Origin of the sequence: Nonlabens ulvanivorans (assembly GCF_032922765.1) — a bacterium.
Taxonomy (GTDB): domain Bacteria; phylum Bacteroidota; class Bacteroidia; order Flavobacteriales; family Flavobacteriaceae; genus Nonlabens; species Nonlabens ulvanivorans.
The window spans coordinates 188,095-212,822 of the sequence record NZ_CP136694.1; the positions used below are offsets into that span (position 1 = coordinate 188,095).

Annotated in this window: 26 protein-coding genes and 1 other RNA gene; 12 read left to right on the plus strand and 15 right to left on the minus strand. The window is 35.0% G+C overall.

Annotated elements, in window-relative coordinates; genetic code table 11:
- Positions 1-35: 35 nt before the first annotated feature.
- Genes R1T42_RS00720 through rlmD form a run of 4 tightly spaced genes read right to left on the minus strand, consistent with a single transcriptional unit; the run spans position 36 to position 4,076 of the window.
- The gene (locus R1T42_RS00720) at positions 36-728 is read right to left on the minus strand and encodes a DUF6048 family protein (RefSeq protein ID WP_317290907.1); all 693 of its coding nucleotides are present in this window, start codon (positions 726-728) and stop codon (positions 36-38) included.
- Entirely contained in the window at positions 712-1,230 is a 519-nt protein-coding gene (locus R1T42_RS00725) for a DUF6452 family protein (protein ID WP_036581711.1), read from the minus strand. Before R1T42_RS00725 ends, R1T42_RS00720 begins: the two co-directional genes overlap by 17 nt.
- Complete coding sequence (locus R1T42_RS00730) at positions 1,217-2,650, minus strand: TlpA family protein disulfide reductase (protein WP_317290908.1); 1,434 nt, start codon at positions 2,648-2,650, stop codon at positions 1,217-1,219. The genes R1T42_RS00725 and R1T42_RS00730 overlap by 14 nt, the downstream gene beginning before the upstream one ends.
- Before the next feature lie 7 nt (positions 2,651-2,657).
- A complete protein-coding gene (rlmD, locus tag R1T42_RS00735; RefSeq protein WP_042248267.1) occupies positions 2,658-4,076 on the minus strand; it encodes a 23S rRNA (uracil(1939)-C(5))-methyltransferase RlmD in 1,419 nt (472 codons plus the stop codon).
- A gap of 119 nt (positions 4,077-4,195) precedes the next feature.
- Between rlmD and rocD the strand changes: the two genes are divergently transcribed.
- Positions 4,196-5,473, plus strand: a complete 1,278-nt coding sequence (gene rocD / locus R1T42_RS00740) for an ornithine--oxo-acid transaminase (protein WP_036582116.1) — start codon at positions 4,196-4,198, stop codon at positions 5,471-5,473.
- 68 nt (positions 5,474-5,541) lie between these two features.
- On the opposite strand, the gene R1T42_RS00745 is transcribed toward rocD, so the two are convergent.
- The 4 genes from R1T42_RS00745 to R1T42_RS00760 form a co-directional block, all read right to left on the minus strand.
- A complete protein-coding gene (locus R1T42_RS00745) occupies positions 5,542-5,904 on the minus strand; it encodes a CCC motif membrane protein (protein WP_036581707.1) in 363 nt (120 codons plus the stop codon).
- Positions 5,905-5,986: 82 nt separating this feature from the next.
- Positions 5,987-6,328 (minus strand): CCC motif membrane protein, encoded by a 342-nt coding sequence (locus tag R1T42_RS00750; RefSeq protein WP_036581704.1) that lies wholly within the window; start codon positions 6,326-6,328, stop codon positions 5,987-5,989.
- A 13-nt stretch (positions 6,329-6,341) separates the two neighbouring features.
- Positions 6,342-6,635, minus strand: a complete 294-nt coding sequence (locus tag R1T42_RS00755; protein WP_036581701.1) for a DUF2752 domain-containing protein — start codon at positions 6,633-6,635, stop codon at positions 6,342-6,344.
- Between the two features lies 1 nt (position 6,636).
- Positions 6,637-8,649 carry a T9SS type A sorting domain-containing protein gene (locus R1T42_RS00760; protein ID WP_317290909.1) on the minus strand — a complete coding sequence of 671 codons (2,013 nt, stop codon included), beginning with the start codon at positions 8,647-8,649 and terminating at the stop codon, positions 6,637-6,639.
- A gap of 122 nt (positions 8,650-8,771) precedes the next feature.
- Here R1T42_RS00760 and R1T42_RS00765 point away from each other — a divergent pair, with 122 nt between their 5' ends.
- A complete protein-coding gene (locus tag R1T42_RS00765) occupies positions 8,772-8,954 on the plus strand; it encodes a hypothetical protein (RefSeq protein WP_317290910.1) in 183 nt (60 codons plus the stop codon).
- Positions 8,947-9,480 (plus strand): DNA mismatch repair protein MutS, encoded by a 534-nt coding sequence (locus R1T42_RS00770; RefSeq protein ID WP_317290911.1) that lies wholly within the window; start codon positions 8,947-8,949, stop codon positions 9,478-9,480. The genes R1T42_RS00765 and R1T42_RS00770 overlap by 8 nt, the downstream gene beginning before the upstream one ends.
- Positions 9,481-9,485: 5 nt before the next feature.
- On the opposite strand, the gene R1T42_RS00775 is transcribed toward R1T42_RS00770, so the two are convergent.
- The gene (locus tag R1T42_RS00775) at positions 9,486-10,451 is read right to left on the minus strand and encodes a hypothetical protein (RefSeq protein ID WP_317290912.1); all 966 of its coding nucleotides are present in this window, start codon (positions 10,449-10,451) and stop codon (positions 9,486-9,488) included.
- Between R1T42_RS00775 and R1T42_RS00780 the strand changes: the two genes are divergently transcribed.
- Positions 10,450-11,601 (plus strand): cysteine desulfurase family protein, encoded by a 1,152-nt coding sequence (locus tag R1T42_RS00780; RefSeq protein WP_042271224.1) that lies wholly within the window; start codon positions 10,450-10,452, stop codon positions 11,599-11,601. The genes R1T42_RS00775 and R1T42_RS00780 overlap by 2 nt on opposite strands.
- Positions 11,602-11,638: 37 nt before the next feature.
- Here the strand turns inward: R1T42_RS00780 and R1T42_RS00785 are convergent, their stop codons facing one another.
- Both R1T42_RS00785 and R1T42_RS00790 read right to left on the minus strand, forming a co-directional pair.
- Positions 11,639-14,077 carry a TonB-dependent receptor gene (locus R1T42_RS00785; protein ID WP_317290913.1) on the minus strand — a complete coding sequence of 813 codons (2,439 nt, stop codon included), beginning with the start codon at positions 14,075-14,077 and terminating at the stop codon, positions 11,639-11,641.
- Positions 14,078-14,134: 57 nt separating this feature from the next.
- Entirely contained in the window at positions 14,135-15,844 is a 1,710-nt protein-coding gene (locus R1T42_RS00790) for a M23 family metallopeptidase (RefSeq protein ID WP_317290914.1), read from the minus strand.
- A gap of 131 nt (positions 15,845-15,975) precedes the next feature.
- On the opposite strand from R1T42_RS00790, the gene R1T42_RS00795 reads away from it, so the two are divergent.
- The 4 genes from R1T42_RS00795 (at position 15,976) to rny (ending at position 18,348) form a co-directional block, all read left to right on the plus strand.
- Complete coding sequence (locus R1T42_RS00795; protein ID WP_036581687.1) at positions 15,976-16,266, plus strand: hypothetical protein; 291 nt, start codon at positions 15,976-15,978, stop codon at positions 16,264-16,266.
- Entirely contained in the window at positions 16,266-16,556 is a 291-nt protein-coding gene (locus tag R1T42_RS00800) for a cell division protein ZapA (protein ID WP_317290915.1), read from the plus strand. The genes R1T42_RS00795 and R1T42_RS00800 overlap by 1 nt, the downstream gene beginning before the upstream one ends.
- Before the next feature lie 53 nt (positions 16,557-16,609).
- A non-coding RNA gene (gene ssrS, locus R1T42_RS00805) (6S RNA) lies at positions 16,610-16,720 on the plus strand.
- 44 nt (positions 16,721-16,764) lie between these two features.
- The gene (gene rny, locus R1T42_RS00810) at positions 16,765-18,348 is read left to right on the plus strand and encodes a ribonuclease Y (RefSeq protein WP_394805716.1); all 1,584 of its coding nucleotides are present in this window, start codon (positions 16,765-16,767) and stop codon (positions 18,346-18,348) included.
- A gap of 308 nt (positions 18,349-18,656) precedes the next feature.
- Here the strand turns inward: rny and R1T42_RS00815 are convergent, their stop codons facing one another.
- Together R1T42_RS00815 and xerD are read right to left on the minus strand one after the other, a co-directional pair.
- On the minus strand, positions 18,657-19,604 hold the full coding sequence (locus tag R1T42_RS00815; RefSeq protein ID WP_317290916.1) for an aldo/keto reductase: 948 nt from the start codon (positions 19,602-19,604) through the stop codon (positions 18,657-18,659).
- Between the two features lie 87 nt (positions 19,605-19,691).
- Positions 19,692-20,588 carry a site-specific tyrosine recombinase XerD gene (gene xerD / locus R1T42_RS00820; RefSeq protein ID WP_317290917.1) on the minus strand — a complete coding sequence of 299 codons (897 nt, stop codon included), beginning with the start codon at positions 20,586-20,588 and terminating at the stop codon, positions 19,692-19,694.
- A 206-nt stretch (positions 20,589-20,794) separates the two neighbouring features.
- Here xerD and R1T42_RS00825 point away from each other — a divergent pair, with 206 nt between their 5' ends.
- Together R1T42_RS00825 and aroQ are read left to right on the plus strand one after the other, a co-directional pair.
- Positions 20,795-21,403 carry a porin family protein gene (locus tag R1T42_RS00825; RefSeq protein WP_317290918.1) on the plus strand — a complete coding sequence of 203 codons (609 nt, stop codon included), beginning with the start codon at positions 20,795-20,797 and terminating at the stop codon, positions 21,401-21,403.
- 93 nt (positions 21,404-21,496) lie between these two features.
- The gene (gene aroQ, locus R1T42_RS00830) at positions 21,497-21,916 is read left to right on the plus strand and encodes a type II 3-dehydroquinate dehydratase (protein WP_317290919.1); all 420 of its coding nucleotides are present in this window, start codon (positions 21,497-21,499) and stop codon (positions 21,914-21,916) included.
- A 51-nt stretch (positions 21,917-21,967) separates the two neighbouring features.
- Here aroQ and R1T42_RS00835 read toward each other — a convergent pair whose 3' ends face one another.
- On the minus strand, positions 21,968-22,312 hold the full coding sequence (locus R1T42_RS00835; protein WP_317290920.1) for a TM2 domain-containing protein: 345 nt from the start codon (positions 22,310-22,312) through the stop codon (positions 21,968-21,970).
- 45 nt (positions 22,313-22,357) lie between these two features.
- Between R1T42_RS00835 and R1T42_RS00840 the strand changes: the two genes are divergently transcribed.
- Entirely contained in the window at positions 22,358-23,248 is an 891-nt protein-coding gene (locus tag R1T42_RS00840) for a hypothetical protein (RefSeq protein ID WP_317290921.1), read from the plus strand.
- Positions 23,249-23,299: 51 nt separating this feature from the next.
- Here the strand turns inward: R1T42_RS00840 and R1T42_RS00845 are convergent, their stop codons facing one another.
- On the minus strand, positions 23,300-23,911 hold the full coding sequence (locus tag R1T42_RS00845) for a porin family protein (protein WP_317290922.1): 612 nt from the start codon (positions 23,909-23,911) through the stop codon (positions 23,300-23,302).
- A 175-nt stretch (positions 23,912-24,086) separates the two neighbouring features.
- Between R1T42_RS00845 and R1T42_RS00850 the strand changes: the two genes are divergently transcribed.
- Positions 24,087-24,677: a hypothetical protein gene (locus R1T42_RS00850; protein WP_317290923.1), complete on the plus strand. Its 591-nt coding sequence runs from the start codon at positions 24,087-24,089 to the stop codon at positions 24,675-24,677.
- Positions 24,678-24,728 lie beyond the last annotated feature (51 nt).

The following is a 24,728-nucleotide window of genomic DNA, read 5'->3' on the forward strand; positions in this document are numbered from 1 at the left end:
GAAAGGCTTTTTTTATAAGTGATAGTTTAATGCTTTTATTTCTTAAAAAATGGAATACGGTACATCAGACCATAAGTATAACCTACACCTATTTCACTAGTGTCATAAGTTTTACCAAAGCCTGGTACATACAAGTTGTCAAAATTATCAGGAGTTTTTTCTGTAATCATTCTCTTTAACTGCACGTTTGCCACCATATATAAATTAGGTAGTACTTCAACCTTAATACCTAGTTGTAATTCTAACCATACTGCGGTAAGACCTTTAAACTCTCTGTCTACAACATTAGTGAAAACAGGGAAATAACTATTGTCTTGAGCATAGTCATACCTCAATAAATTCTGTGAAAAATTTGCGGCACCTAGTCGTGCACCAAAATAAATCATGTTATCCATGTCTAGCCAGTTTTGATATAGGTTGTAATCAATACCTGCTTTAAAATATGAACCGCTGGTTTTAAAATCTATTCTGTCAGAATTACGATCTATATTTTCATTACCTAATTCCCCAGCGATGTATAACTTATTTTTTATTCTGTAATCTCCTAAGATTTGAAACCCATTATATTCTGGATCAATACCAGTGCGTATTAAACTGGCTGCATCTATTCCTAACCGCAAACCATAGGTGCGTTTATACTGAACGCTGTCAACTGCAGTTTTCTCTTGCGTTTGTGAAAACGCTACTAAACCTACAAGTAATATTAATATGTTAGTGACGTATCTCAATGTGTATGTCGTTATTTGATGTAACTTCAGGAGTAACTACTTGAATGTTTATAATCCATTCATCACCAGTAGGTTCTGGTAATCTGAATGCGCCTAGTTCATTATAAACAATTTTAAAACCACATGCTCTATTAATGTAAATTTCATCAAGATTATAATTAAAGTCTATGCTATCTATATTAGTGCCGTCATCATCATCTAAGAAAAATTCATAGCTAGTGTTATTGCTATCTGTTCTTAATGGTATTGCAATAGAGTCAACGGCGGTGAGTAAGGTTGAACCTTCACTGTCTAAAGGAGCAAATTCTGTAAAACCTATCTCTCTTATTTGTAATTGTTCTACCTCTTTAGATTCTTCTGGATTACCTATATCAGTGAATTTAATAATTAAACGTGGTGTTACGCTTAATGAAGGGTCGCATAAATCATCTTTTTCACAACTAGATAAACCAGTCATTAAAAGGATAATACTTAGTAATAAAGTGTAGTTATATTTCTTCATTAATTAAGCCTGTAAGAATCTCGGTAGTTTTAGCATAACTAGGTCTGTGAATGTAGTCAGATAAAACGATGTCTCCGTTTTTATTTATAATTGTGTAAGTAGGAAAACCTTCTAAATTTATTTGTTTGAAGATAGGTCTTGATTGATCTTCAGTTAAAAAGTAATGCTTTCCAGCGATTTTGAATTTTGAAATAGAAGGTACATAACCAGCTTCCTTACTTTGGTGACATAAATACACAAATTCAACATCATCCTTAAATTTCTCATGCAATGCTGGTGAGGCATTTTTAAACTCACTTTTACATGGTCCACACCATGTTGCCCAATTATCAATATAGATCACTTTACCATTAGCATTCGTGATAATTTCATCTATGAATTGAGTAGCATCTTCAGATTTAAAAGTTAAAAGCTCTGTATCTACAGGTAATTCTGGGTTATTAAGTAATTTTTTTACTTCGTCATATTTCTGTGACACTGTTGCTAGAATAGGAGTATTATTAAAAACAAGGTCAACTTCATCTTTATGGTTTTCATAAAAAGAAACATTGTTGTCTTCTAACTTATTCATTACCTTACTTTGTAATATTTTCTTTTTTAAATAGTCATTGTTTTCTAACGACATTAAACGGTTCATAAAAGCTTTTTCTCTCGACTCAGTTGTATTTTCTAAAGCATCTACTTCCCATACATAACCTAGATAATTTGCAATCATCGCAGGGTTATTGGTGTTGAGGTCATATTCTTTTTTGTACTCTGGTAAATTATTAAAGCTATTTGTGAATGTACTATCGTTTAACGCAACAGCTCCTTGTGGACTATAAAGAGCATAGGCAAGTTTTTTTGCAGGTATTAAAAATGCCTCTTCAGACATTACATAATCTTGTAAAACTTGCTGGTCATGATTAGCTAGAAAATCCTTATTATAAGATTGAACTTCAATAGATATACTGTCTAGTAATAAAGCATAATCTTGTGGAGATAAGACTTCTTCAGATTCTAATAATTTCTCTGTTGGATTGTTGTCTTTATAGGCAGTAAGTGCTGTGTTGACATCGCCACCTTTCCCATCATACGTTACCTTTTCAAATCTCGCATCTGTAGCAATATGAATAGAATCACCAGGGCTAATCAGTAATTGAACGCCATAATCACCATATATAGATATACTCATAGATCTGTCTACCGGTAGTGTAGATGTAAAAGCACCATCCTTCCCTACTTCAATTTCTATCTGGTCATAATCTGCTTTGGTTTCATTGTATAGATAGGTAACCAATTTTTCTGGAATATCTATTGAGTCAACAGCAGTGATTTTACCTGATATTTGAGCTTCTTTACGTATCGATTCGTTATCTTGTTTATCACCACAGGCTATAAAGCTTGCAATAATTAGAACGATAAAGAGTGATTTTTTCATAATAGAATTATTTTATTATTTCTAAAAGCACAACACTTTCTACATGATGCGTTTGCGGGAACATATCTACTGGTTGATATTTTACCACTTTATATTGTTCTTTTAATAACGCAAGATCTCTAGCTTGTGTTGCACTGTTACAACTTACATAAACGATTCGTGGTGCAGCAAGAGCTAGTAATTGTGCTACAACATCTTTATGCATACCATCACGTGGTGGATCTGTGATAACCACATCTGGTGCGCCATGTTCAGCGATAAAATCTGCAGTAAAAACATCTCTCATATCACCAGCAAAAAATGTGGTATTGTCTATATTATTGTGTGCTGCGTTTGCCTTTGCATCTTCAATCGCTACAGGAACAGATTCGATTCCTACTACATGTTTAGCCTTCTTTGCTACAAATTGTGCAATAGTTCCAGTACCTGTATATAAGTCATAAACTAATTCCTTACCTGTTAATCCTGCAAAATCTCTTGTGATTTTATATAATTCATAGGCTTGCTGTGAGTTAGTCTGATAGAAAGATTTTGCGTTGATTTTAAACTGTAATCCTTCCATTTCTTCAAAGATATGATCACGTCCATCATAACATATAACCTCTTGATCATAAATAGTATCGTTAGCCTTTTCATTTATAATGTACTGCAACGATTTAATTTGAGGAAAAGAAGTTTTCAAGTGCTCCAATAAAGCTATTCTAGCATTTTCATCTTCCTTAAAGAATTGTATCACAACCATCGTTTCTCCTATGGATGACATACGCAGCATTAATGTCCTTAAAACACCAGTTTTTTCTCTAGGATTAAAGTATTCTATATGTTCCGCTTCCGCGAAAGCGTGAACACTCAACCTTATCTGCTCTCCAATGGTAGGATGTAAATGACATTCATCTAGGTGCAATATTTTATCCCACATTCCTGGAATGTGAAAGCCTAACGCTTTTTTATCTTCGATTTGAACATCACTCTGGATTTCTTCTAAGGTCAACCATCTGCTGGCTGAAAAGCTGAATTCCATCTTATTGCGATAGTAATACTGATCTGCAGATCCTGCAATAGGAGTAACCTCTGGTAAGTCTAAATGACCTATTCTGGTAAGGTTTTCAACAACTTCTTTCTGTTTAAAAAACAGCTGGCTATCATAAGCCATATGTTGCCACTTACAACCGCCACAGGTTCCAAAGTGCTTGCAGACCGGCTTTGTACGACGATCTGAAAGGGTATGAAACACAGTCGCTTCTCCTTCATAAAAAGATTTTCTCTTTTTGAAAGTTTTGATGTCTACTACATCACCTGGCACTGCATTTTTTAAAAATATCACGGCGCCATCTTCAGTTTTGGCTACGCTTTTCCCTTTTGCTCCGGCATCTACTACAGGAACATTTTCAAAGGTTTTATTTGCTCGATTTCTTCTTTTTGACATGTGTCCAAATTTAAGAGAATAGACTGAGGTGTAGCTCATAATTTCTATAAAATTTAAGCTATAGCTTCATGTCTTGGACAGCTCTTTTTGTAAATTGCAACTTAGATAAAAAACAACTTATGAGCACAGCGACTAAAAATGGAAGTCAACATTACATAGATCTAGAAGATGAACATGGAGCACATAATTATCATCCACTACCAGTGGTACTTGAGAAAGGTGATGGTGTATATGTATGGGATGTAGAAGGTAAGCGTTACTATGACTTTTTAAGTGCTTACTCTGCAGTAAATCAAGGACATTGTCATCCTGCGATTGTAGATGCTATGAACCAGCAAGCACAAACATTAACCTTAACATCGCGAGCTTTTCATAACGATAAGTTAGGCGTTTATGAAAAATACATGACCGAGTATTTTGGCTTTGATAAAGTACTGCCGATGAATACTGGTGCTGAAGCAGTGGAGACCGCTATCAAAATTGCTCGTAAATGGGCTTATGAGAAAAAAGGTGTTGCAGAGCATGAAGCAAAAATTATAGTTGCCGAGAATAATTTTCACGGTCGTACTACAACCATTATATCATTCTCAAATGATGAAGGTGCACGTAAGAACTTTGGTCCTTATACTCCTGGTTTTATTAAGATTCCTTATGATGATACGGCTGCCCTAGAAGAAGCATTGCAGCAAGATAATGTGGCAGGTTTTCTTGTAGAGCCTATTCAAGGTGAAGCTGGTGTTTATACTCCAGATGATAATTATATGAGAGCATCGCAAGAACTTTGTAAAAAGTACAACGCTCTTTTTATTGCAGATGAAATACAGACAGGTATCGCTAGAACTGGTGCTTTACTTGCGGTATGTGGTAAATGTGATTGTGCTGGACATTGTGAAAAGCAAGCCGCAACTTATGCGCAGCCAGATGTTCTGATATTAGGAAAAGCTTTATCTGGTGGAGCTTATCCCGTAAGTGCAGTACTGTCAAATAATGAAATAATGAATGTCATTAAACCTGGACAGCATGGAAGTACCTTTGGTGGTAATCCAGTAGCAGCGGTAGTAGGTATGGCAGCACTTGATGTTGTAAAGGATGAGAAGTTAGCTCAAAATGCACGTGAATTAGGTAATCACTTTAGATCTCGAATTAATGAATATATAGAGACTACTGATACAGTTACTTTAGTAAGAGGTCGTGGTTTATTAAACGCGATTGTGATTAACGATACTGAAGAAGGTGATACAGCGTGGAACATATGCTTAAAGCTTCGTGATAACGGATTGCTAGCTAAACCTACACATGGTAATATTATTAGATTTGCACCACCATTGGTAATGACTCAAGAGCAACTAGATGAATGTATCGATATCATTATTCATACTCTAAAGAGTTTTGAATAAACCATATTAATTAAAATAAAAAAGGCTCGCAATTGCGAGCCTTTTTTATTTTAAAAGATGTCGTAATATTACCTACATCCTGCTTCTTCCATGGCATCGTATAATGGAGCTAGTTGCTCTTCAGTAACGCCTGGATTATTTAAAGCAAATTCTATATACCATTCATAAAATTCACATTGGTTGAAATAAAACCAAATGATAAACGCTAATCCGATTAGAGAAATAACTAATGATACTATAGCTAGTGTTTTTGCTGTTTTCATTGCTTTTCCATTACTGTAAAGTTCAGGATCTGCATTGTACTTAGCTAGTTCTTTGTTTGCTAGAACTAGTGCTATGATGGCTGCAATAGTACCTATTCCATAGAAACAACAACATAAGAAACCAACAACCGAAAGGATGTATATGGCAGTGGTGTTTAATTTTTGCATGATTTATATTTTGATTAAAACGTAAAAATAATAAAAAAGGGAACGCATTGCGTTCCCTTATAAAATTTATGAAAAGATCGGATTAATATCCAGCGTCTTCCATCATTTCTGGATCCATACCAAATTGTTCTAGCATTTCACGTTGTTGTTGAGCTCTTTCTTCTGGAGTTGTAGAAACAAAGTTGTAAATACTATAAAGAGCCATTAGTCCTGCTATTACAGTAACTACTAATGAAACAGTTTTTGCTGTTTTCATCGCTGGTCCATTAGAGTATGCCTCTGGATTAGCTTCATATTCTTTAACTCCTTTGTTTGCAAGGTAAAAGGCTATTCCGGCTGGTATCACTCCGACACCACTGAAGCAACAGCATATAAAACCTACTACAGATAGTATGTAAACTAGGGTTGTGTTTAATTTTTGCATAATGATTGATTGGTTAAAAGATTAATTTAATGATATAGTTAATTAAAATAGTTCCTATGGTGAGTATAGCGAGTGTAAGCTTGATTTTCTCTCCATGTTTAATTTTAAAGAACCAGTCAAATGTAAGAAAAACAAAAAGAAAAAACATCGGGTAAATTCCCGGATACATAAAGAATGCATCAACAACTTCGCCTTTCATTAAAAAGGAAATGGACCGCTGGATACCACATCCAGGACAGTCCATTCCAGTCATTTTTTTACTCATGCATGGTAGCATCCAGCTATCATCGGCATTTAGTATATTCATATTAATTACTGATACTCACTTTTACAGCAGCTTCTCTTTGGTCCGCAGTAATCACTCTTACGATGTAGATTCCTGTGCTAAAGTTACTTGTTTCAAAAGTATAAGCATTATTAGAAGTTCCTTCCTTACTTGAGATTAGTTCCTTTCCAGCAAGATCAAATAAAGAGATGTTGCTTACCTCGATACCATTAGGATTGAAGATAGTTAATTCTTGACGACTATTGTTTTGTACTATATCAAATTCTTTTTCAGCGTTAACAATTTCATCATTAGAAAGTGTTGTCGGGTCTTGAAAAATAATTTCAAAACGATCATCAATAGTTCCTGCTGATAAAGAAATAGTAGATGTACCATTCTTTAAGTCATAAATCGTATTAGTTTGTTTGTCATGCAACAGAATAAATGGTGTATCAAAGTTTTCTAGTGTTTTGATGCTGAAATCAAATGAACTATTACTAGTAAGATCAAAACTTAATGGCACTTTTTTATCTGTAGAAAAAGGAATAGAATTAATAATTAATCCTTGATTTGCAACTGGCATATATACATCATTTGCTTGTTTGTTTTGTGAAACAGGTGCTTCCCAACCTATATCTCTACCCATCGTAGTTGATGTATGGAATTGAAGTACTAATTCACGAACATATAAATCATTAACCGCGACATTAAATCTTATCTTAGGTAATACATGTGCTGGTGTGCTGTTGATAGGATTGTTATTGTTGCTACCTGGAGCAGCTGCGAAAAATGAAAGGCTACCATCGCTTTCCTTGTAAAATGCGCGTTGTGAATTATTAAATTCTACAGAACCTAAACCGTCTGATACATTAAAACCATCAGGATTTGTTCCACTTACTAGTGATCTTGTAACAACAAAACCTTGACCTATTGGTGCGTATCTTCTACTTAATGTTCCGATAGGTCCTGTAAGACCATCAGTACCACCAGTTGTACTTCCTGATGAAGGTGTTCCATCAGTATTATATCTACTATAGGCAGCTTGAACATAAGTACCGTTGTTGTCATATCCATCTTCTGTTCCTGGATCAAAGCCGTTAGGCACATAAGAACCATAGCCACCTATGTAATCAGTAAGTTGATGACTTGTGCTTTTTGATTCCCAGAAATAAACCACTGCGTCAATCTGTGACATACTAGTGTCAAAATTACCTACCCCATCATAAGCTACATTATCTTCCAAAAAGCTTTTTAAGTCTAATGCAGAAGGGTAAGGATTACCAACTACTGCAACATTATCCACGTTAACATTTACGTTAATCGTTCCGTTATTAGGTCGGCCTCTAAAGTCATAACGCTGCCCAAAGAATGTGCTGTATGTACCTACATTTACTAGGTTAGGACCAGAAGACTGTGCCACACCTTTCATTGTAAAACCGACTCCTGGTTCTACGTCTGTTGAACCTTGAACACTTCTCCATGATCCATAGGAAGCGGTAGCGCCGCTAGTGTCATATTTATACAACCATCTTCCTGAAATTTTTAAAGGATTAGTTACTGGGTCTCCTGGCAATAGACTAGCGTCTTGCGCATCCGTAGTTCCTGTCGCGTCAGATGTGCCAGAAATAGTAGCTATACTAGCATCAATAACTAGATTAGTTCTCAAGTCTGCGTTAGGAGCACTTGAATTAAAAGCTGTTTCCGTAAACCCTTCTTGTAATGTAGGGAAATATAATTGTGAGTTTAAATCAAAATCTTGATTACCGATACTGGTGGCTTGTCCAACAGGCGAACCCCAATAATTATAAGTGTACTCATTTGATGTTCCTTCTTGAAATACAGATAAAACACCAGCTCCTTCATTATCTACATCATCACCTTGAATTAATTGAGCTTCGTTTCTTAAATATAACTTTCCGTTAGTAGAAAGATTTATTTTCCCTTTAGCATATAGATTAGTCCCTTTTGAATAAATAAATCCATCACCTACATATACCTGTGCAGATAATGAACTGATAAATAGAACTGCGAGAATGCTTAAAATAAAATTTTTCATATAAATACTATTAACTAGCGACTACAAAATAAAAGCTTTTCATACCTATACCGTAAAAGTTTTATGTAAATATTAATTATGTACACTTAAATTAGATGTATGGTGTAAATTTGACGATGAATATGATATGTATAAAACAATTTAACGGGATTGCACTCGTCGCAGGGATACTATTTTTCCTGTGCTCTATGTATTTTGAAAAAGGTGTTTTGTTCTTTCAAGTCGCTGGAATAGTTTTACTTATGATTGCTGCTTATCTTTATAGTCGTAATCGAGAAGATGATAATTTTGAAGAAGATGAGTGAATTTCAAATAGGTGATCGAGTATTGGTGTTGGACGATGAGTTTGGTGGAGTGGTCGCTTCCGCGAAAGCGGAACAAATAACGATTATTACTGACGACGATATTGAAATTGAATATAATGAATCAGAGCTTATTTTAGATCAAAGGTTTAAGGTAGACCGTGTTGTTGTTAAGGAAGAAGTACCTATTCAAAAAGGAAAAAAGCGACAGGTTTCTCGTAAAAAATCTAAAGAAATACCTGCCGTTGAGGTGGATTTACACATACATCAATTAGTAAAGAGTGAACGTGGTATGGATGCCTATGATAAGCTTAATACACAAATGGATACTGCTCGATATAAACTAGAATGGGCTCGTAAAGAACGCATTCCTAAGCTCGTTTTTATTCATGGTGTAGGTGAAGGTATACTCAAAAAAGAGCTAGAATTTTTATTTGATCGTTATAGTGATATTACCTACTATGATGCAGATTTTCAGAAATATGGAAGAGGCGCCACAGAAGTATACATCTATCAGAATCCTAAATAAATGTTCTAAGGAACAAAATTAGGTGTAATTGTCTTAGTAATTGTCCTTACAAACGTTCCGAACTCATAAAAAGCTATGATGATTTCCCGACTATCACTAGTTGCTGTTAAATCTTCAATAGTTATTTCTAGACTTGCTGAGCTTGAGTATTCATGTGGTCTAAAAGTGTCGATGGCTGGACTAGCCATTTCTGTAGAATTGATAAGGTAGTAGGGTTGTAAGTCTGTACCGACTAAAAGACGGTCGTTTGCTGGGCTTAGATCACGGTTAAGGTCTTCTTGTATGGTAGGGATACCATCGTCATCGTCGTCATTATCTAGATAATCTGGCGTTCCATCACCATCAGTATCTTGACTTAGCGCAAGGTCGGTAAGGTTAATACCTTCATTAATAGTTAACACATTATCACCATCATCATCTTCATCGATGTAATCTGGTAATCCATCCATATCTGTGTCTTGTAACGTGGCTATTCCTTCGTCCACAGCACTGATTCCATCATTATCTTCTTCTTCAATACTGGTTGTAATATAGACATCGCCATCTTCTCCTATAAAAGTTTGTAATGTAGTAGGGCTCGACGGTGGTATATCATTACAAAAATAATCACTACCTGCTGCGTCACTAAGTTTACGGTATTCTAAATCATTAGTAATTAAAGAATATGGACCATGTGTTGCCTCAGAACTCAAAATATCGTCTATTGTAGATAACTGTAATGATATTGTTTCGGTATCGTTAATCATATAGAATAGATAGTCTGATGTGTCACCATCTTCAGGGATTTCACATGCTTGAACAGTTGCGCCTTCAAAATCTAAATCTTCTAGAATTAAGTCGCCATCATCACAGCCTATTAAAGCTATAGGGATTATTAGGTAAAGCAGTTTTTTCATATCTTCAAAAATAAGGATTACTATTCGAGCTTTAAAGTTAATTTTTAAGGTCATTTCTTTTACTTTTGCCGGCATGAGACAAGTATATTTAGATAGTGCCGCTACCACACAAATGAGAACTGAAGTAATCGACGAGATGACTCGTGTAATGCAGGACGTTTATGGTAACCCTAGCAGCACACATAGTTATGGTCGCAGTGCAAAATCATTAATAGAAAATGCTCGTAAGAACATCGCAGCTCAACTAGGTGTTACAGCAGCAGAAATCATTTTTACATCTGGTGGTACTGAAGCAGATAATCTAGCCATTCACAGTTGTGTTCGTGATCTAGGAGTACAACGTATCATTACCACAAAAATTGAGCACCATGCTGTTCTTTATATTGTAGACTACTGTAAAGAAAAATATGGAACTCATGTTGAATATTTAGATTTACAAGATTGTGGAACGCCTAGTTATGACCACTTACAAGAGTTACTTAAAGATGAGTCTCAAAAAACTCTTGTAAGCTTGATGCATATTAATAATGAGATAGGTAATAAATTAGATATCGATCGAGTAGGGAATATGTGTAAAAAATATAATACACTTTTTCATAGTGATTGTGTGCAATCTATCGGTCATTATGAAATGGATTTCTCTAAACTACCTGTTGATTTTACCGCGGTAAGTGCTCATAAGTTTCATGGTCCTAAAGGTGTTGGATTTGCTTTTATTAGAAAAGGTACCGGTTTAAAACCATTAATTTTAGGTGGTGCACAAGAACGTGGTTACCGCGCTGGTACAGAAAGCGTGCATAATATTGTAGGTATGGATAAGTCTTTATCTATGGCTTATGAAAATCTAGAAAAAGAACGCGAGTATGTTAAAGATCTTAAAGATTATTTTAAAGCTCAGCTTTTAGAAAAAATACCTGGTGTGAAATTTAATGGTAACTGTGGTGATCATGAAAACAGTACGTTTACCTTATTAAACGTCTGTCTTCCTTGTCCTGCAGATAAGGCAGCGATGTTGCTTTTCACAATGGATCTTAAAGGAATTGCTTGTTCTAAAGGTAGTGCTTGCCAGAGTGGTTCTCAAAAAGGCTCTCACGTATTAACTAATGTTTTGGCAGACGAGGATTTAAATAAACCTAGTCTGAGATTTAGCTTCTCTATTTTTAATACCAAAGAAGAGCTGGATTATGTGGTGGATGTTTTAGTAGAGTATTTAGAGTCTATTTAATACGCTTTCGCGAAAGCGTCATTTCAAAGCTATACTTTTACAATCTAGCTACCAATCTTACATTAAATACTCGTGGCGTTAACTCATTAGGTATAGCAAATTGCTGCTGGCTAGAAACGTCTCTTACCCAAATATTAGTGATCGAGTTACTTTCATCAAAGATGTTATAAATCTCTGCACCTATGGTTACTTCTGCAAAATTGCTGAATAATTTACTAGATTTTTTATCGTCTTTCAATACTAAATTAATACCTATATCTGCTCTACGATAATCCTGTAAACGAAACTGAAAATCATATGGGTCTGCATAATTAGGTGATCCACCTGGTAAGCCTGTATTATACACTAAGTTTAAATACATTTTTAAATGCGGCATGTTAGGAACATAGTCTTGAAATAATGCAGCAAATTTTAATCGCTGATCTGTTGGTCTGGCGATGTAGCCTCTATCATTTAAATTCTCTTCTGTCTTTAAATATCCAGCACTGAACCAGCTTTCGGTACCTGGTACAAATTCACCATTAATGCGCAAGTCTACACCATAGGCATATGCAACGGCATCATTATTTGCTCTGTACCTGATGCGTACGTTTTCTAGCGTATAAGTATTTACATCTGTCAGATCTTTGTAATAAACTTCAGTTGTTAATTTAAAAGGTCGTTTTTTACCATCGCTAGATATCCAGTTAAAACTCCAGTCGTTTCCTATTACAGCATGAATGGATTTTTGTGCTTTTACAGCAGGATTTACTGCACCTTGCTGGTCACGTAACTCTCTATAAAATGGTGGTTGGTAATATAGTCCACCAGAAATACGGAAGAGCATATCAGTATTATTCCAGGCTGGTTTTATAGCGAGTTGACCACGTGGCGAGACTACCGTTTGTGTTGTGCTTTCAATTCCATTACCACTTACATTCCAGGTATGAGAACGTATCCCAGCGTTCCAAAAAACTTCTGTGTCTTTGATATAACCACGACTGCTATATTGACCAAATAATTGATAGCGTGTCACCTGTACATCATTATCTGCACTCGTAGATTCAAATGGGATTAGTGGACCTGTAAACGGCTCGTAGGGTTGATCATTACCTAAATCAGGTAATGGTGGTCTTATGTTAAATCCAGCGCTGTCTATTACATTATATTCTCGTACACGATCTCTTATATCTTCTTTAGAGAATTTAATTCCCCAATCGAGGCGATCGTTTTCTTTTTTATCACTTGGGAATTCTAGCGTTCCTCTATGTTCTGCAGTAACAATAAGTGCGTCTAGATCATTACGACCATGCTCTAACTCTGAACCTATAGCTGTGGTAAAATCTACTTGTCCTAAGTCTGCGCCACCTATATCCGTGTTTGGTCTTCCAAGACCATAGTTAGCTAAAATATCATAATGCTCTTGTTCTTGAGTATGATAAACACTAGTAATAAACCTTAGGCTTAAATTTTCGGTAGCGTCATAACTAGCTTTAAGGGCTCCAAAATAGGTTTCATACTGATCATCTTCACGACCTTGATAACGTATCACGATAGCTTGTGGATCTTGTAGTGTTCCAAAATTAGTTTGTCTAAATCGTGGCTCAAATTCATAACTGTTAATCGCAATGTTACCTAAAAAGCCCAGTTCTAACTTTGGATTGATTTTATAAGTCAAGTAGGTCTGTGCGTCAAAGAATCTTGGTATAGCATTAGCTTCGGTTTCTCTAGAATTTACTAATAAACTGTTATCTCTGTAACGCACACCTAGTATTCCTGTAAACGCTTTCGCGAAAGCGTCTCCTTCAACAAACGCATTAACACCTAGTAAACTGGCATCTATTCCTGCACCAAAGGCTGTAGGGCGACGGTAATCAATGTCCAATACAGAACTCAGTTTATCACCATATTTAGATTGAAAACCACCAGCACTAAAGTCTACACTACGCACCATATCTGAATTTACAAAACTCAATCCTTCTTGCTGACCGCTGCGTATTAAGAATGGTCTATAAACTTCAATTTCATTGATGTAGACTAGGTTTTCATCAAAGTTTCCACCGCGAGCACGATATTGTGTGCTTAATTCATTGCTGCCGCTTACACCAGGTAATGATTTTAAAATGTTCTCTACACCAGGCTGTGCTCCAGGGATTTTACGTATCACCTTTGCACTTATGGTTGTAATACCTTCTAGGTCCTCACGTGTGGTAGTGTTTAAAACTACTGTGTCTATAATCTCAATACTTGAAACCATCACAGGATTTAATTCATAAACCTGAAGATTTTTAAGGGTTAATTCCTTTTGTCCACCTTTATAACTTATTGCGGTAAATGTGATGACCACTTTTTGATTTGCAGGCACTTTTAATTGATAGAATCCATTTTCATTAGAGGCTGTTCCAATTGTAGTGCCTTGTATAGATACATTTACATCTTTTACAGGTTCATTAAATTCATCTAGAATAACACCTTGTATAGTGGCTTGTTGAGCCATTGTGATAAGGCTTAAAAGGAATGCAGCGAGGAAAAGGTAGGTCTTCAAATGTCTTAATTAAATCTTGCGGAAAAACGTAGCTTCAAATGTAGTGCTATTTCCAGCATTGTCCGTTACGATTACTTTAAGGTGGTTTTCACTATCTGTAACGACATTATCTGAAAAATCGTGTTTTATGATGCCAGTTTTATAATCGTACTCCATGAGAATGAATTTGCCATTTACTGTTGCTCGATATCCGTCAATGCCACTGTCTTTATCTGCAATAGATAATTTTAATGTTTTATTCTTACTAATCCATTGTTTGTTTTTAAAATTGATGGGTTTAATAGTAGGTTTTTTATCATCCTTAGTAATGGCATAAGTCCCCATTATTTTACTGTAAGCAGTCAGTTTGTTGCCATTGCGTTTTGTGTTAACGTGATAGGCTGCACCCCATGAGGTAATACGTGCAATGTAGTATTGACCCAGATTATCACCAGCTTTTGAGCTTATATCATATTCAAGTATAAAGTTTTTATGCAACGGTACAATGTCTCTATGAATAGTTATGGTGTCTAAGTTTTCTTTGATTTCTAATAGTTGGTCTTCATATAAAGCACCTTTGGGAATTGTGAGGTTAAATTTCCCCATTTTACTATTGAATGTGGTTGAATGACTTACATATTCTAATCCGTCATTATCAGGTGCTAATAATTCCGTAGGCGGTTCATCATTAATGATGTCTACAACAATCTTACTGGTATTGTTTTGGTAATCTTTGATTTCAATATGATAGCTACTATTAGATCCAGGTTCATAAAGGGATAGTTTACCATCATTAATTGAATTGCCGTAAAGGCTTAATGGACTTCCTGGTGGAATAAATAATTTTGAAATACGACTTTTCTTTTCTTTGAAAAACTCATAATCAATCATTTGATTCAAATATCTGGTCTCACTAAATGCATAAGTGTCAAAACAAATTTCAAAATTAGGAGTACCGTTAAAGCTGGTTTTAATTTGATAAACACCATTCTGGTTATTACCACCATTTTGACGGTCACTGGTATTAACGCCTATACCTATCGTACCATATGCATTTAGCTTTTCTGTTTTAAACCCACCAGTTTTTAAAGGTATAAGCCTTAAAAGAGTAGGTTCATTCTTTCCATTTATAGTTGCGTTTTCATCTAGTGGATAGGCCATTACTTGCTTTACTAACGGCTTTTTAGTGTCTGGTACATTAATACCCATCATCATTGGGTTGATAGGTCTTGCAGCACTGTCCCTAATTTCAAAATGTAAGTGAGGACCACCGCTACCGCCACTATTACCACTAAAGGCAACTACCTCACCTTGATCGACTCTCAATTCAAGATCAGTTGGGAAAAGTTGGATTTCATAAGTTTCATTATCGTACTGTCTTTTTTTAAGATACTCTTCTATACGAGGAGATAATTTATCTAGGTGTGCATATACGCTAGTGTATCCGTTAGGATGTGTGATGTAAATAGCTTTACCATAACCATAGCGTTCAATTTTAATACGACTAACATAACCAGGTGCTGTAGCATAAACTTTTAAACCAGTGCGCTGGTTTGTTTTAATATCTAAACCACTATGAAAGTGATTAGAGCGCAATTCTCCAAAAGTTCCAGATAATTTTAATTCAATATCTAGTGGATTCTTGAAATAACCTTCAGGAATATTTTTTTGGTTTTGGCTTGCGCCAAAATTGGACACAACGAGTAAAGAGAAGAAGAAAATTATTTTTTTATGTAACATAGGCTAAATATAATAGGCTTGCGCCAACTTGCAAAGAGATTTCTTACTGGTCTTTCAAACTTTGTTCCAATAATGTTTGATAAGTCTCGCGGTAATCCTAATTTTGTAAGAACAGTATAAAATTTGCTCAAGTGCCAACACTTTCTTCCCAAATTGCAACCATAGAGCTTAAAATCAAAGCTTTAATTGAAGAAAATGTGCGATTAAAAACGCAGAATGAACAGCAAAAGGCTGAAATGTCCTTGCTAGAAGACGATAATAAAGAGCTCGTTGAGGCGTTAAAAGTTAGTGAAGAGAGAATAGTGGCACTTAAAACCGCAAATGCTATGCTGGGTAGTGACGATTATAAAACAAAAACCAAGCTCAAAATAAACGCATTGATTCGTGAACTCGATCAGTGTATAGATCAAATAGCTTCATAGTGGCAGATAAACTAAAAATAAAGATTTCAATTGCAGATCGTGTTTATCCACTAACCATAGATCCTTCTCGTGAAGAAGGTTTGCGTAAAGCAGCAAAAAATATCGAGGCGATGATTAAACAGCTTGAAAGCAGTTATGCCGTAAGAGATAAGCAAGACGTTCTAGCAATGTGTGCTCTTCAATTTGCAGCAAAAGCTGAACAAATAAATATAGATAGTAGTGAAGATGTAGCCCAGGTACAAGAACAGTTAGAAGTCTTGAGCCAGTTATTATCACAACAATTATCTTAGTCGTTCTTTAAACATAAACAGTTACTACCTGCACTTGTTTCATTTTTTGGTGAACTCAACACGTAATTCTTTAAAAAAGGTGAGTCGTGGTTGTAAAAGCAAGCCGAACTTATGAGTCGGATCCTTGATCAACCAGTTAACCTTAAACTTTATTTAAGGAGTTCATTCAAAACCCAACTTGTGCAGGTTTTTTTATATATAATAACCAATGGAAACATCAGCAATGACACCAATCATATATGCTATCGTAGCATTAATAGTAGGTCTAGCAATAGGCTACTTCATAGCAAAATCAATAGTTGAAAAAGGCAAAGCCTCACAACTTATAGCCGATGCACAGAAAGAAGCAAAATCTTTAGTTAAAGAAGCCCAAGTAGAAGGCGAAAAAATTAAAAATGAAAAAACTTTTAAGGCAAAAGAGAAATTTATAGAGCTTAAATCGCAACATGAGAAAGAAATCATGAATCGCGAAAAGAAAATGAGCGATGCTGAAAAGCGTACAAGAGATAAGGAGTCTAAAGTGTCTAGTGAACTTGCAAAAACTAAACAATTAGAGCAAAAATTATCCAATAAAATAAATGACTTAGATTCTAAAAGAGAGTCTATTCTTAAAAAACAAGCCGAAGTTGAAAAAATGCACGTGTCTCAAGTAAAGCAACTTGAGGTAATCAGCGGTATGTCCGGTGAAGATGCTAAAAAACAATTAGTAGAGTCTCTTAAAGATAAGGCAAAGACCGAAGCGATGAGTATAGTGCAAAGTACTATCGAAGAGGCAAAACTTACAGCAACACAAGAAGCACGTAAAGTTATTATTAATACAATACAACGCATAGGTACTGAAGAGGCTGTAGAAAACTGTGTATCTGTATTCAATCTTGAGTCAGATGATGTAAAAGGTCGTATAATAGGACGTGAAGGTCGCAATATTAGAGCTATTGAAGCTGCGACTGGTGTAGAGATTATAGTTGATGACACACCAGACGCAATTATTCTTTCTTGTTTTGACTCAGTACGTAGAGAGGTAGCTCGTTTGTCATTACATAAATTAGTGACAGATGGACGTATTCACCCAGCTAGAATTGAAGAGGTAGTTGCAAAAACTAGAAAACAAATTGATCAAGAAATTGCTGAGGTTGGAAAACGTACTGTGATTGATTTAGGAATACATGGTCTACATCCAGAGTTGATTAAAATGGTAGGTAGAATGAAATATCGTTCTTCTTATGGACAAAACTTGTTACAGCATAGTAGAGAGGTAGCAAAATTATGTGGTACTATGGCAGCAGAGTTAGGGTTGAATCCTAAACTTGCAAAACGCGCTGGATTACTACATGATATAGGTAAGGTGCCAGAAACAGAAGATGAAACTCCTCACGCAATCTTAGGTATGAACCTAGCTGAAAAGCATGGTGAGAAACCAGAAGTTTGTAATGCTATAGGTGCTCACCACGATGAAATTGAAATGACATCATTACTTTCTCCTATCGTACAGGTGTGTGATGCTATAAGCGGTGCACGTCCAGGAGCTAGACGTCAGGTGCTAGACTCGTACATTCAGCGATTAAAAGATCTTGAAGAAATAGCATTTGGTTTCAACGGTGTTGAAAAAGCATATGCCATTCAAGCAGGACGCGAGTTACGTGTGATTGTAGAAAGTGAAAAAGTAAGCGATGATAAGGCAGCACAGTTATCGTTTGAAATTTCACAAAAAATTCAAACAGACATGACTTATCCTGGTCAGGTTAAAGTAACTGTTATAAGAGAAACTAGAGCTGTTAATATAGCAAAGTAATTAAGCTATGTTTTTTTAAACTAAAAAGAGCGCTGCATCATGCAGCGCTCTTTTATTATAAAGTAAAACTCTAGTCGCCCCTACACGTCTAGAGTTTTCTTTTTGATCACCTTTTTACAGGTTTTCATATTCATAATAATTAGTGATGTGATTAAAATAAATCTCTCACAGCTTTTTAATTAATGCGTACTTAAAAAGTTTTGCTTAATTACTACGGTATAAAGTTAAGAAAATCTAGCTCATAAAAAATACCCTTTAAAGGGTATTTTTTATGTAACATGTTTAATTACATTAAATTAAACATTTGTTTATTCGTCATAAATATTCTTATAACCTTTTTCTTCGACTTCAAAAAACTTACCAGTTACATACCTATAATGTTCATCGAGTTGGGCAAGGTTTTTAAGGTCGTCTTTATCTAACTGTAATTGTGCAGACTCAAGATTTTGCTTAATCCTACCTGGATTTGTAGATTTAGGAATCACGGCAGTTCCTCTTTGAGCTGACCAGTTGATTAGAACTTTTGCAGGAGAAACATTATGCTTATTTGCAATATTTTGAACTTCAGTTTTTTCAAACATATTAGGTTCGTTCTCTTGTTTCATTCCTTCAGATCTGTCTCCACTACCTAGTGGTGAATAGCCTGTAAGATGTATTCCTTTATTACTGCAATACTCAAAAAGTTCATTTTGCTGTAATAATGGATGAAGCTCAACTTGATTCATTTCAGGCACTTCATCTGTATTTGCGATAAGTTCTTCTAATTTTTGTTTACTGAAATTAGAAACTCCTATATGTTTTGCCAGACCTTTTCGTTTTAATTCTCCCATGGCGTTCCATGTATCAGTGATAGGCGCCTCCTGTGGTGTTAAATAATCTTCAGGACCTTCTGGCGACTGTACATCGGGTTTAAATGCGACTGGCCAGTGTATTAAATATAAATCTAGATAATCCAGTTGTAAATCCTTGAGCGTTTGTTTCATCGCTGGCTCTACATCTTTAGGTAAGTGAGCATTGTTCCATAGTTTTGATGTAATCCATACATCTTCTCTTTTTATTTCTCCTTTAGAGAATACCTCATTAAATGCTTCTCCTATTTCTTTCTCATTACCATATATAGCGGCGCAGTCTATGTGTTTATAACCGGATTCTAAAGCGCTGATTACAGCATTTTTAACCTCGCCTGGTTTTGATTTCCATGTTCCTAATCCTATAGGGAATAGCTCATCACCATTTTTAAATTTTAAAGATTTCATAAGTTTTAGTTTTTTTATAAAGTTAGCTTTCGCGTAAGCGAGATAAAAGCAATTCTACTACTTTGACATAACTTTAATAGAAAATAACTAAGCCCTAGGATGGTGTTTTTCCATAATTTTAGTGAGGTGAGCACGATCGACGTGCATATATATTTCTGTGGTGGTGATGCTTTCATGTCCCAGCATCATTTGAATAGATCTAAGGTCAGCACCATTTTCTAAGAGGTGCGTGGCAAATGAGTGTCTGAAAGTGTGTGGACTAATTTTTTTTGTAATACCTGCCTTAATTTTAAGCTCTTTTATAATGTGAAAAATCATTGCTCTAGTCAGTCCTGCACCACGTCTATTAAGGAAAAGAGTGTCTGTATGTTGTGGTTTAATAGGTATGTGGCAACGTATCTCATCTCTATAAAGATTGATAACGTTTATAGTAAATTCTCCTATAGGTATAAATCGTTGTTTATCTCCTTTACCAGTTACCTTTATAAAGCCTTCTTCAAAAAATAGGTCACTTATCTTCAGTGTAATGAGTTCACTCACGCGTAGTCCACAACCGTACAATGTTTCTAGTATAGCACGATTGCGCTCGCCTTGTGGTGTAGATCGATCTATGGAATTAATAAGTGTGTCAATCTCACTTGTGCTTAAAGTGTCTGGAAGTTTGCGACCTATTTTAGGCGATTCTATTAATTCTAGTGGGTTGTCTTTTCTATAATCTTCAAGAATTAGGTAATTGAAAAATGCTTTTAAACTGCTTAAAGCTCTTGCTTGGGATCTGGCAGATACGTTTTTTGCGAGTTCATAAATATAATCTCTGATTGTATTTGTGGTAATGTGTGTCGGTGATTGAGATATCTTGTGATCTGTTAACCAAGTCGTAAACTTCTCTAGGTCGCGTTTATAAGCTTTTATGGTATTATCTGCTAGACTGCGTTCCAATCTAGAGTATGTCAAAAAGTCCTTAATGCTGTTTTCCCATTTCATAATTGTAAAGGTAGAAGTATTACCATTTATAAATTAGGATAATGAGGTTGTGTTAATTAAAAATTAATACATCGGTTTAAAATGCTGACAGTTAATAATTGGTATTTTTCAATTAACATCCTTTAAGACTCCTTATATTTTTTTTAATACATACCGGTTTAGGACGCAATTATATTTGCACCGAACTAATAAAAAATCAAAATATTATGAAAAAAATTGCATTAAGTTTAATTTTAGGGGTGTTTGCTTTTGGATTATCATCAGCTCAAGAAATTGATTTTGGAGTTAAAGGTGGTGTTAACTTTGCAAAATTAACAGGCGATAGTGTTGAAGACGCAGATGGTAGAACTGGTTTTCATGTAGGTCTTACAGGTGAATATATGTTCAACGACACTTTTGGATTACAAGGTGAGGTAGTATACTCTACGCAAGGATTACAATCAGAAGATGAGATTTTAGGGCAAAATGTTGAACAAGTATTAAAATTAGACTACATCAATGTACCAGTGTTAGCTAAATTTTATATCGCTGATTCTGGATTCTCTATTGATGCAGGACCACAAATAGGTTTCTTAGTAAGTGATAAGTATGAAGTTAACGGTGAAAATGTTGATGAAGAACTTAATGCAGAAACTATTGATCTAAGTGTAGGTGGTGGACTAGCATATAAATTTAAAGAAGGTACTTCTCTAGAAGGATTTAACGTTAGCGCACGTTATATGATTGGGCTAAGTAATGTGTATAAAGATAATAACACTTTCGGTGATGATATCACTAATTCAAATTTACAGATTTCATTAGGATATAAATTCTAAGGAGATTATAAACGATGATTTAAAAAGCAGCCGCAGGGCTGCTTTTTTTATTTCACGCTTTCGCGAAAGCGTAATTACCAATATCTTTAAACCATGAAAATACACATCATTAATGGTCCTAATTTAAATCTATTAGGGAAGAGAGAGCCAGAAACATATGGTTCTAAAAGTTTTGAAGAATATTTTAGAGAGCTACAATTCGCTTTTAAAGAAATTGAGCTTTCATATTATCAGTCCAATATTGAAGGAGAACTAATTAATGAATTACATGCTGCTCAAGAAAATGGAGTAGATGGTGTAATTTTTAACGCTGGTGGTTACACGCATACCTCTGTAGCGATAGGAGATGCCGTTGCTGGTATAAGCGTTCCTGTAATTGAGGTCCATATCTCTAATGTGATGGATCGGGAAGAATTTAGACATGTCTCCTATATCTCAAAAAATGCTGCTGGGATCATTAGTGGTTTTGGTCTTAAAGGCTATGAACTAGCCATTAAAAGTTTTAAGTTATAAAAAAAGGCCACTAGAAATAGTGGCCTTTTTAATAATGTCGAGAACTGATTTCTACCAGTTGTCAGAAAGTATTTGAATACCATCAACTAGCCACCATATACCTATACCACCTAAAGTGATAATGAAAAGTACATTCCAGTACCATGGGCTACCTAAGTACCATCTGTGAGCAGCAAATCCTCCTAAGAAGAACCATAAAGCAGCTGCAATCCACATTTCTTCATCAAGTGCCGCAGCAGCTGGAGAAGAAAGAGTAACAATTGTAGTAGATTCTTCAACAGTTGTTGCCGTGTCAACTGTAGTAACAACGTTGCGTTCTACTGGGAAAGAAGCAAAACTTAATGTGCTTACCAGCATGAAAATGCTCATAAGAGCTAGAGTCAATTTAGTTTTCATATTAGAAAATTTAGTTAGTTATATTTACCAAATATATAATTTATAATGAATAAGCACCTTCTTTTTGTAGTAATCTTCTTCTCAATATTCTCTAATGCACAAGAACATGAGTACCTAGGTTTTTTGAAATTACCAGACAGTACATTTATATCTTATAAAGTTAATTTTACTGAGAAAGAAGGTTTTATTAAAGGATATTCTTATACAGATATGAATGGAGATCACGAGACTAAATCGTCAATTGTTGGACGATTTAATGATCGTAAGAATACTTTAGAATTTAGAGAGGTTTCAACTATTTATACCAAGTCTGATATTACCGAACTTGATTTTTGTTACGTGTACTTTACTGGTAAAACTAGAAAACTTAACGGTAAGGCTGCAGTAGAAGGAACTTTTAAAAGCTACTATGATGACTTAACGAGTTGCATTGATGGTGAGTTGAGTCTTAACGCTGCTGATAAAATTGAAAAGCGAACTGAACGATTTGAGAGATTAGTCGCAAAGTCTAATAAAATTGCAGATAGTACCAAGCAAAAAATAGACATGAATCAATTCATGAGTCGTTTTGAAGATAATAGGTTGAAAGGTGGCGAAAAGGTAAATATTATATGGAATCAGGATTATTTAAAATTGATGATTTGGGATCCTGGTACTGTAGATGGTGATATCATAAAAATCACTTTAAATGGTAAAGACATTTTGTCTTCCTATAGTACGGTAAAGAAGCAAAAAGAAATAGAACTGCAACTTACAGAAGATGTCAATACAATTATTGTCACAGCTTTAAATGAAGGTAAAGAGGCGCCTAATACCGCAAAAATCAAATTATCTGATGGAAAAGGAGAGACCATCGATTTATTATCAAGTCTTGTTGTAGGTGAAGAAGTTACTCTAGTCTTTTATAAAGAAAAACCACAGATCAATAAAAAATAAAAAAAGCTCTAAAATATTATTTTAGAGCTTTTTTTATTTTTTAAAATGTTTTTAAAGACTAAACACAATTCCTGCATTTATACTACTGCGGCCATTTCTAGCTGCTTCACCGTTATTTTCCTTAAACACATCGTTTAATCCGGATTGTGCATCGTATTCAAAGAATATTTTTGCTTGATCTGAAATAGGAATGCGAACACCTATACCTGTATTAAATCCAAAATCGGTACTACTAAATGCTTCAGAAACATCCGAGTCATTTGCAAGAGCTGTTGCATCATTTAGAAAACCTACATAACCTCCAAAGTGTAAATACCAATTATCACTTCTTCCAAAATGTAAAACACCAGTTACAGGAATTGTCGTGTAGCTGAGTCTGAAGTCTGTTATTAAAGTACCGAATTCATCAGAGATAAAACCATCTGCCCAGCCTTTTTGATCTAGTATAATTTTAGCTTTAATTCCCCATCGATCACTAAAATAATACTCTGCACCTACAGCTGCGTTAAAGTTGAAATCAGATTTAGTATTGTCAAATGCATTAGAGACGTTAGAGATGTTTAATCCTGCACTTCCCATCACTTCAATAAGCCCTTTTTCTTGTGCTTGTCCAGTTAAGCTTAATGATACACAGGTGATTAAAGTTAATATTAGTTTTTTCATGTTATAAATTAGGTTAGTTAAGGCCCTAAAGTATCTAATTTATTAAATAAAAGTTCAATTTATAGGAAAATACTTTGGTTAAGATATTCATTTGTTAATTGGGAGTATTTAACAGTTTGATTAACAAATAATTATATTTTATATGCCGTTATCTTCTGAACTAAAAAACTAAATGATGAAAGACAAACTTTTTGCAGCCATGCTGCTCGCATTTTCTTGTGTCTTACTTACAAACGCGCAAAAAGAGAGATCGACAGATTTATCCTATTTATTCCCAGAACCCAAGTCATGGGATTTTGGATTGCAAGTGAATCAAGGATTAGAGCGAAGTTCTTATTCTAATTTTCAGGGCACAGGTGGTTTTTCTCAAACTGATGGAATTACCAGACTAGCATTTTTTGCACAGTATCAAATCAATAAGAATTCCAATCTTAAAATGGAATTAAGTGCTGGTTTATACTACAGATTAGCTCCTACCATATCTATACAATACGGTTATCAATTTGCGCCTCGTTGGACTGCTTACGGTGGTCTGGCAGTTGAGTATGCTGGCAGTTATAATTTCTATGACGGTAGAGAAAATAATCCTCAATACAGATCCGTAATGCCTAGATTTCAACTAGGTGTCCGGTATCAGGCAAGTAAAAGTATTTTTATAGATTTAAGGTATGAAGGAGATATTCTTAAAAGAACTCAGCTTCAAAATTTATCTACATCTAGAGGTAGGATACATACAGTTACATTAGGTATGGGAATTAAGTTTTAAAAGTTTAATTTCTAAAACAAATTAAAAAAGCCTCAATTTCTTATTGAAATT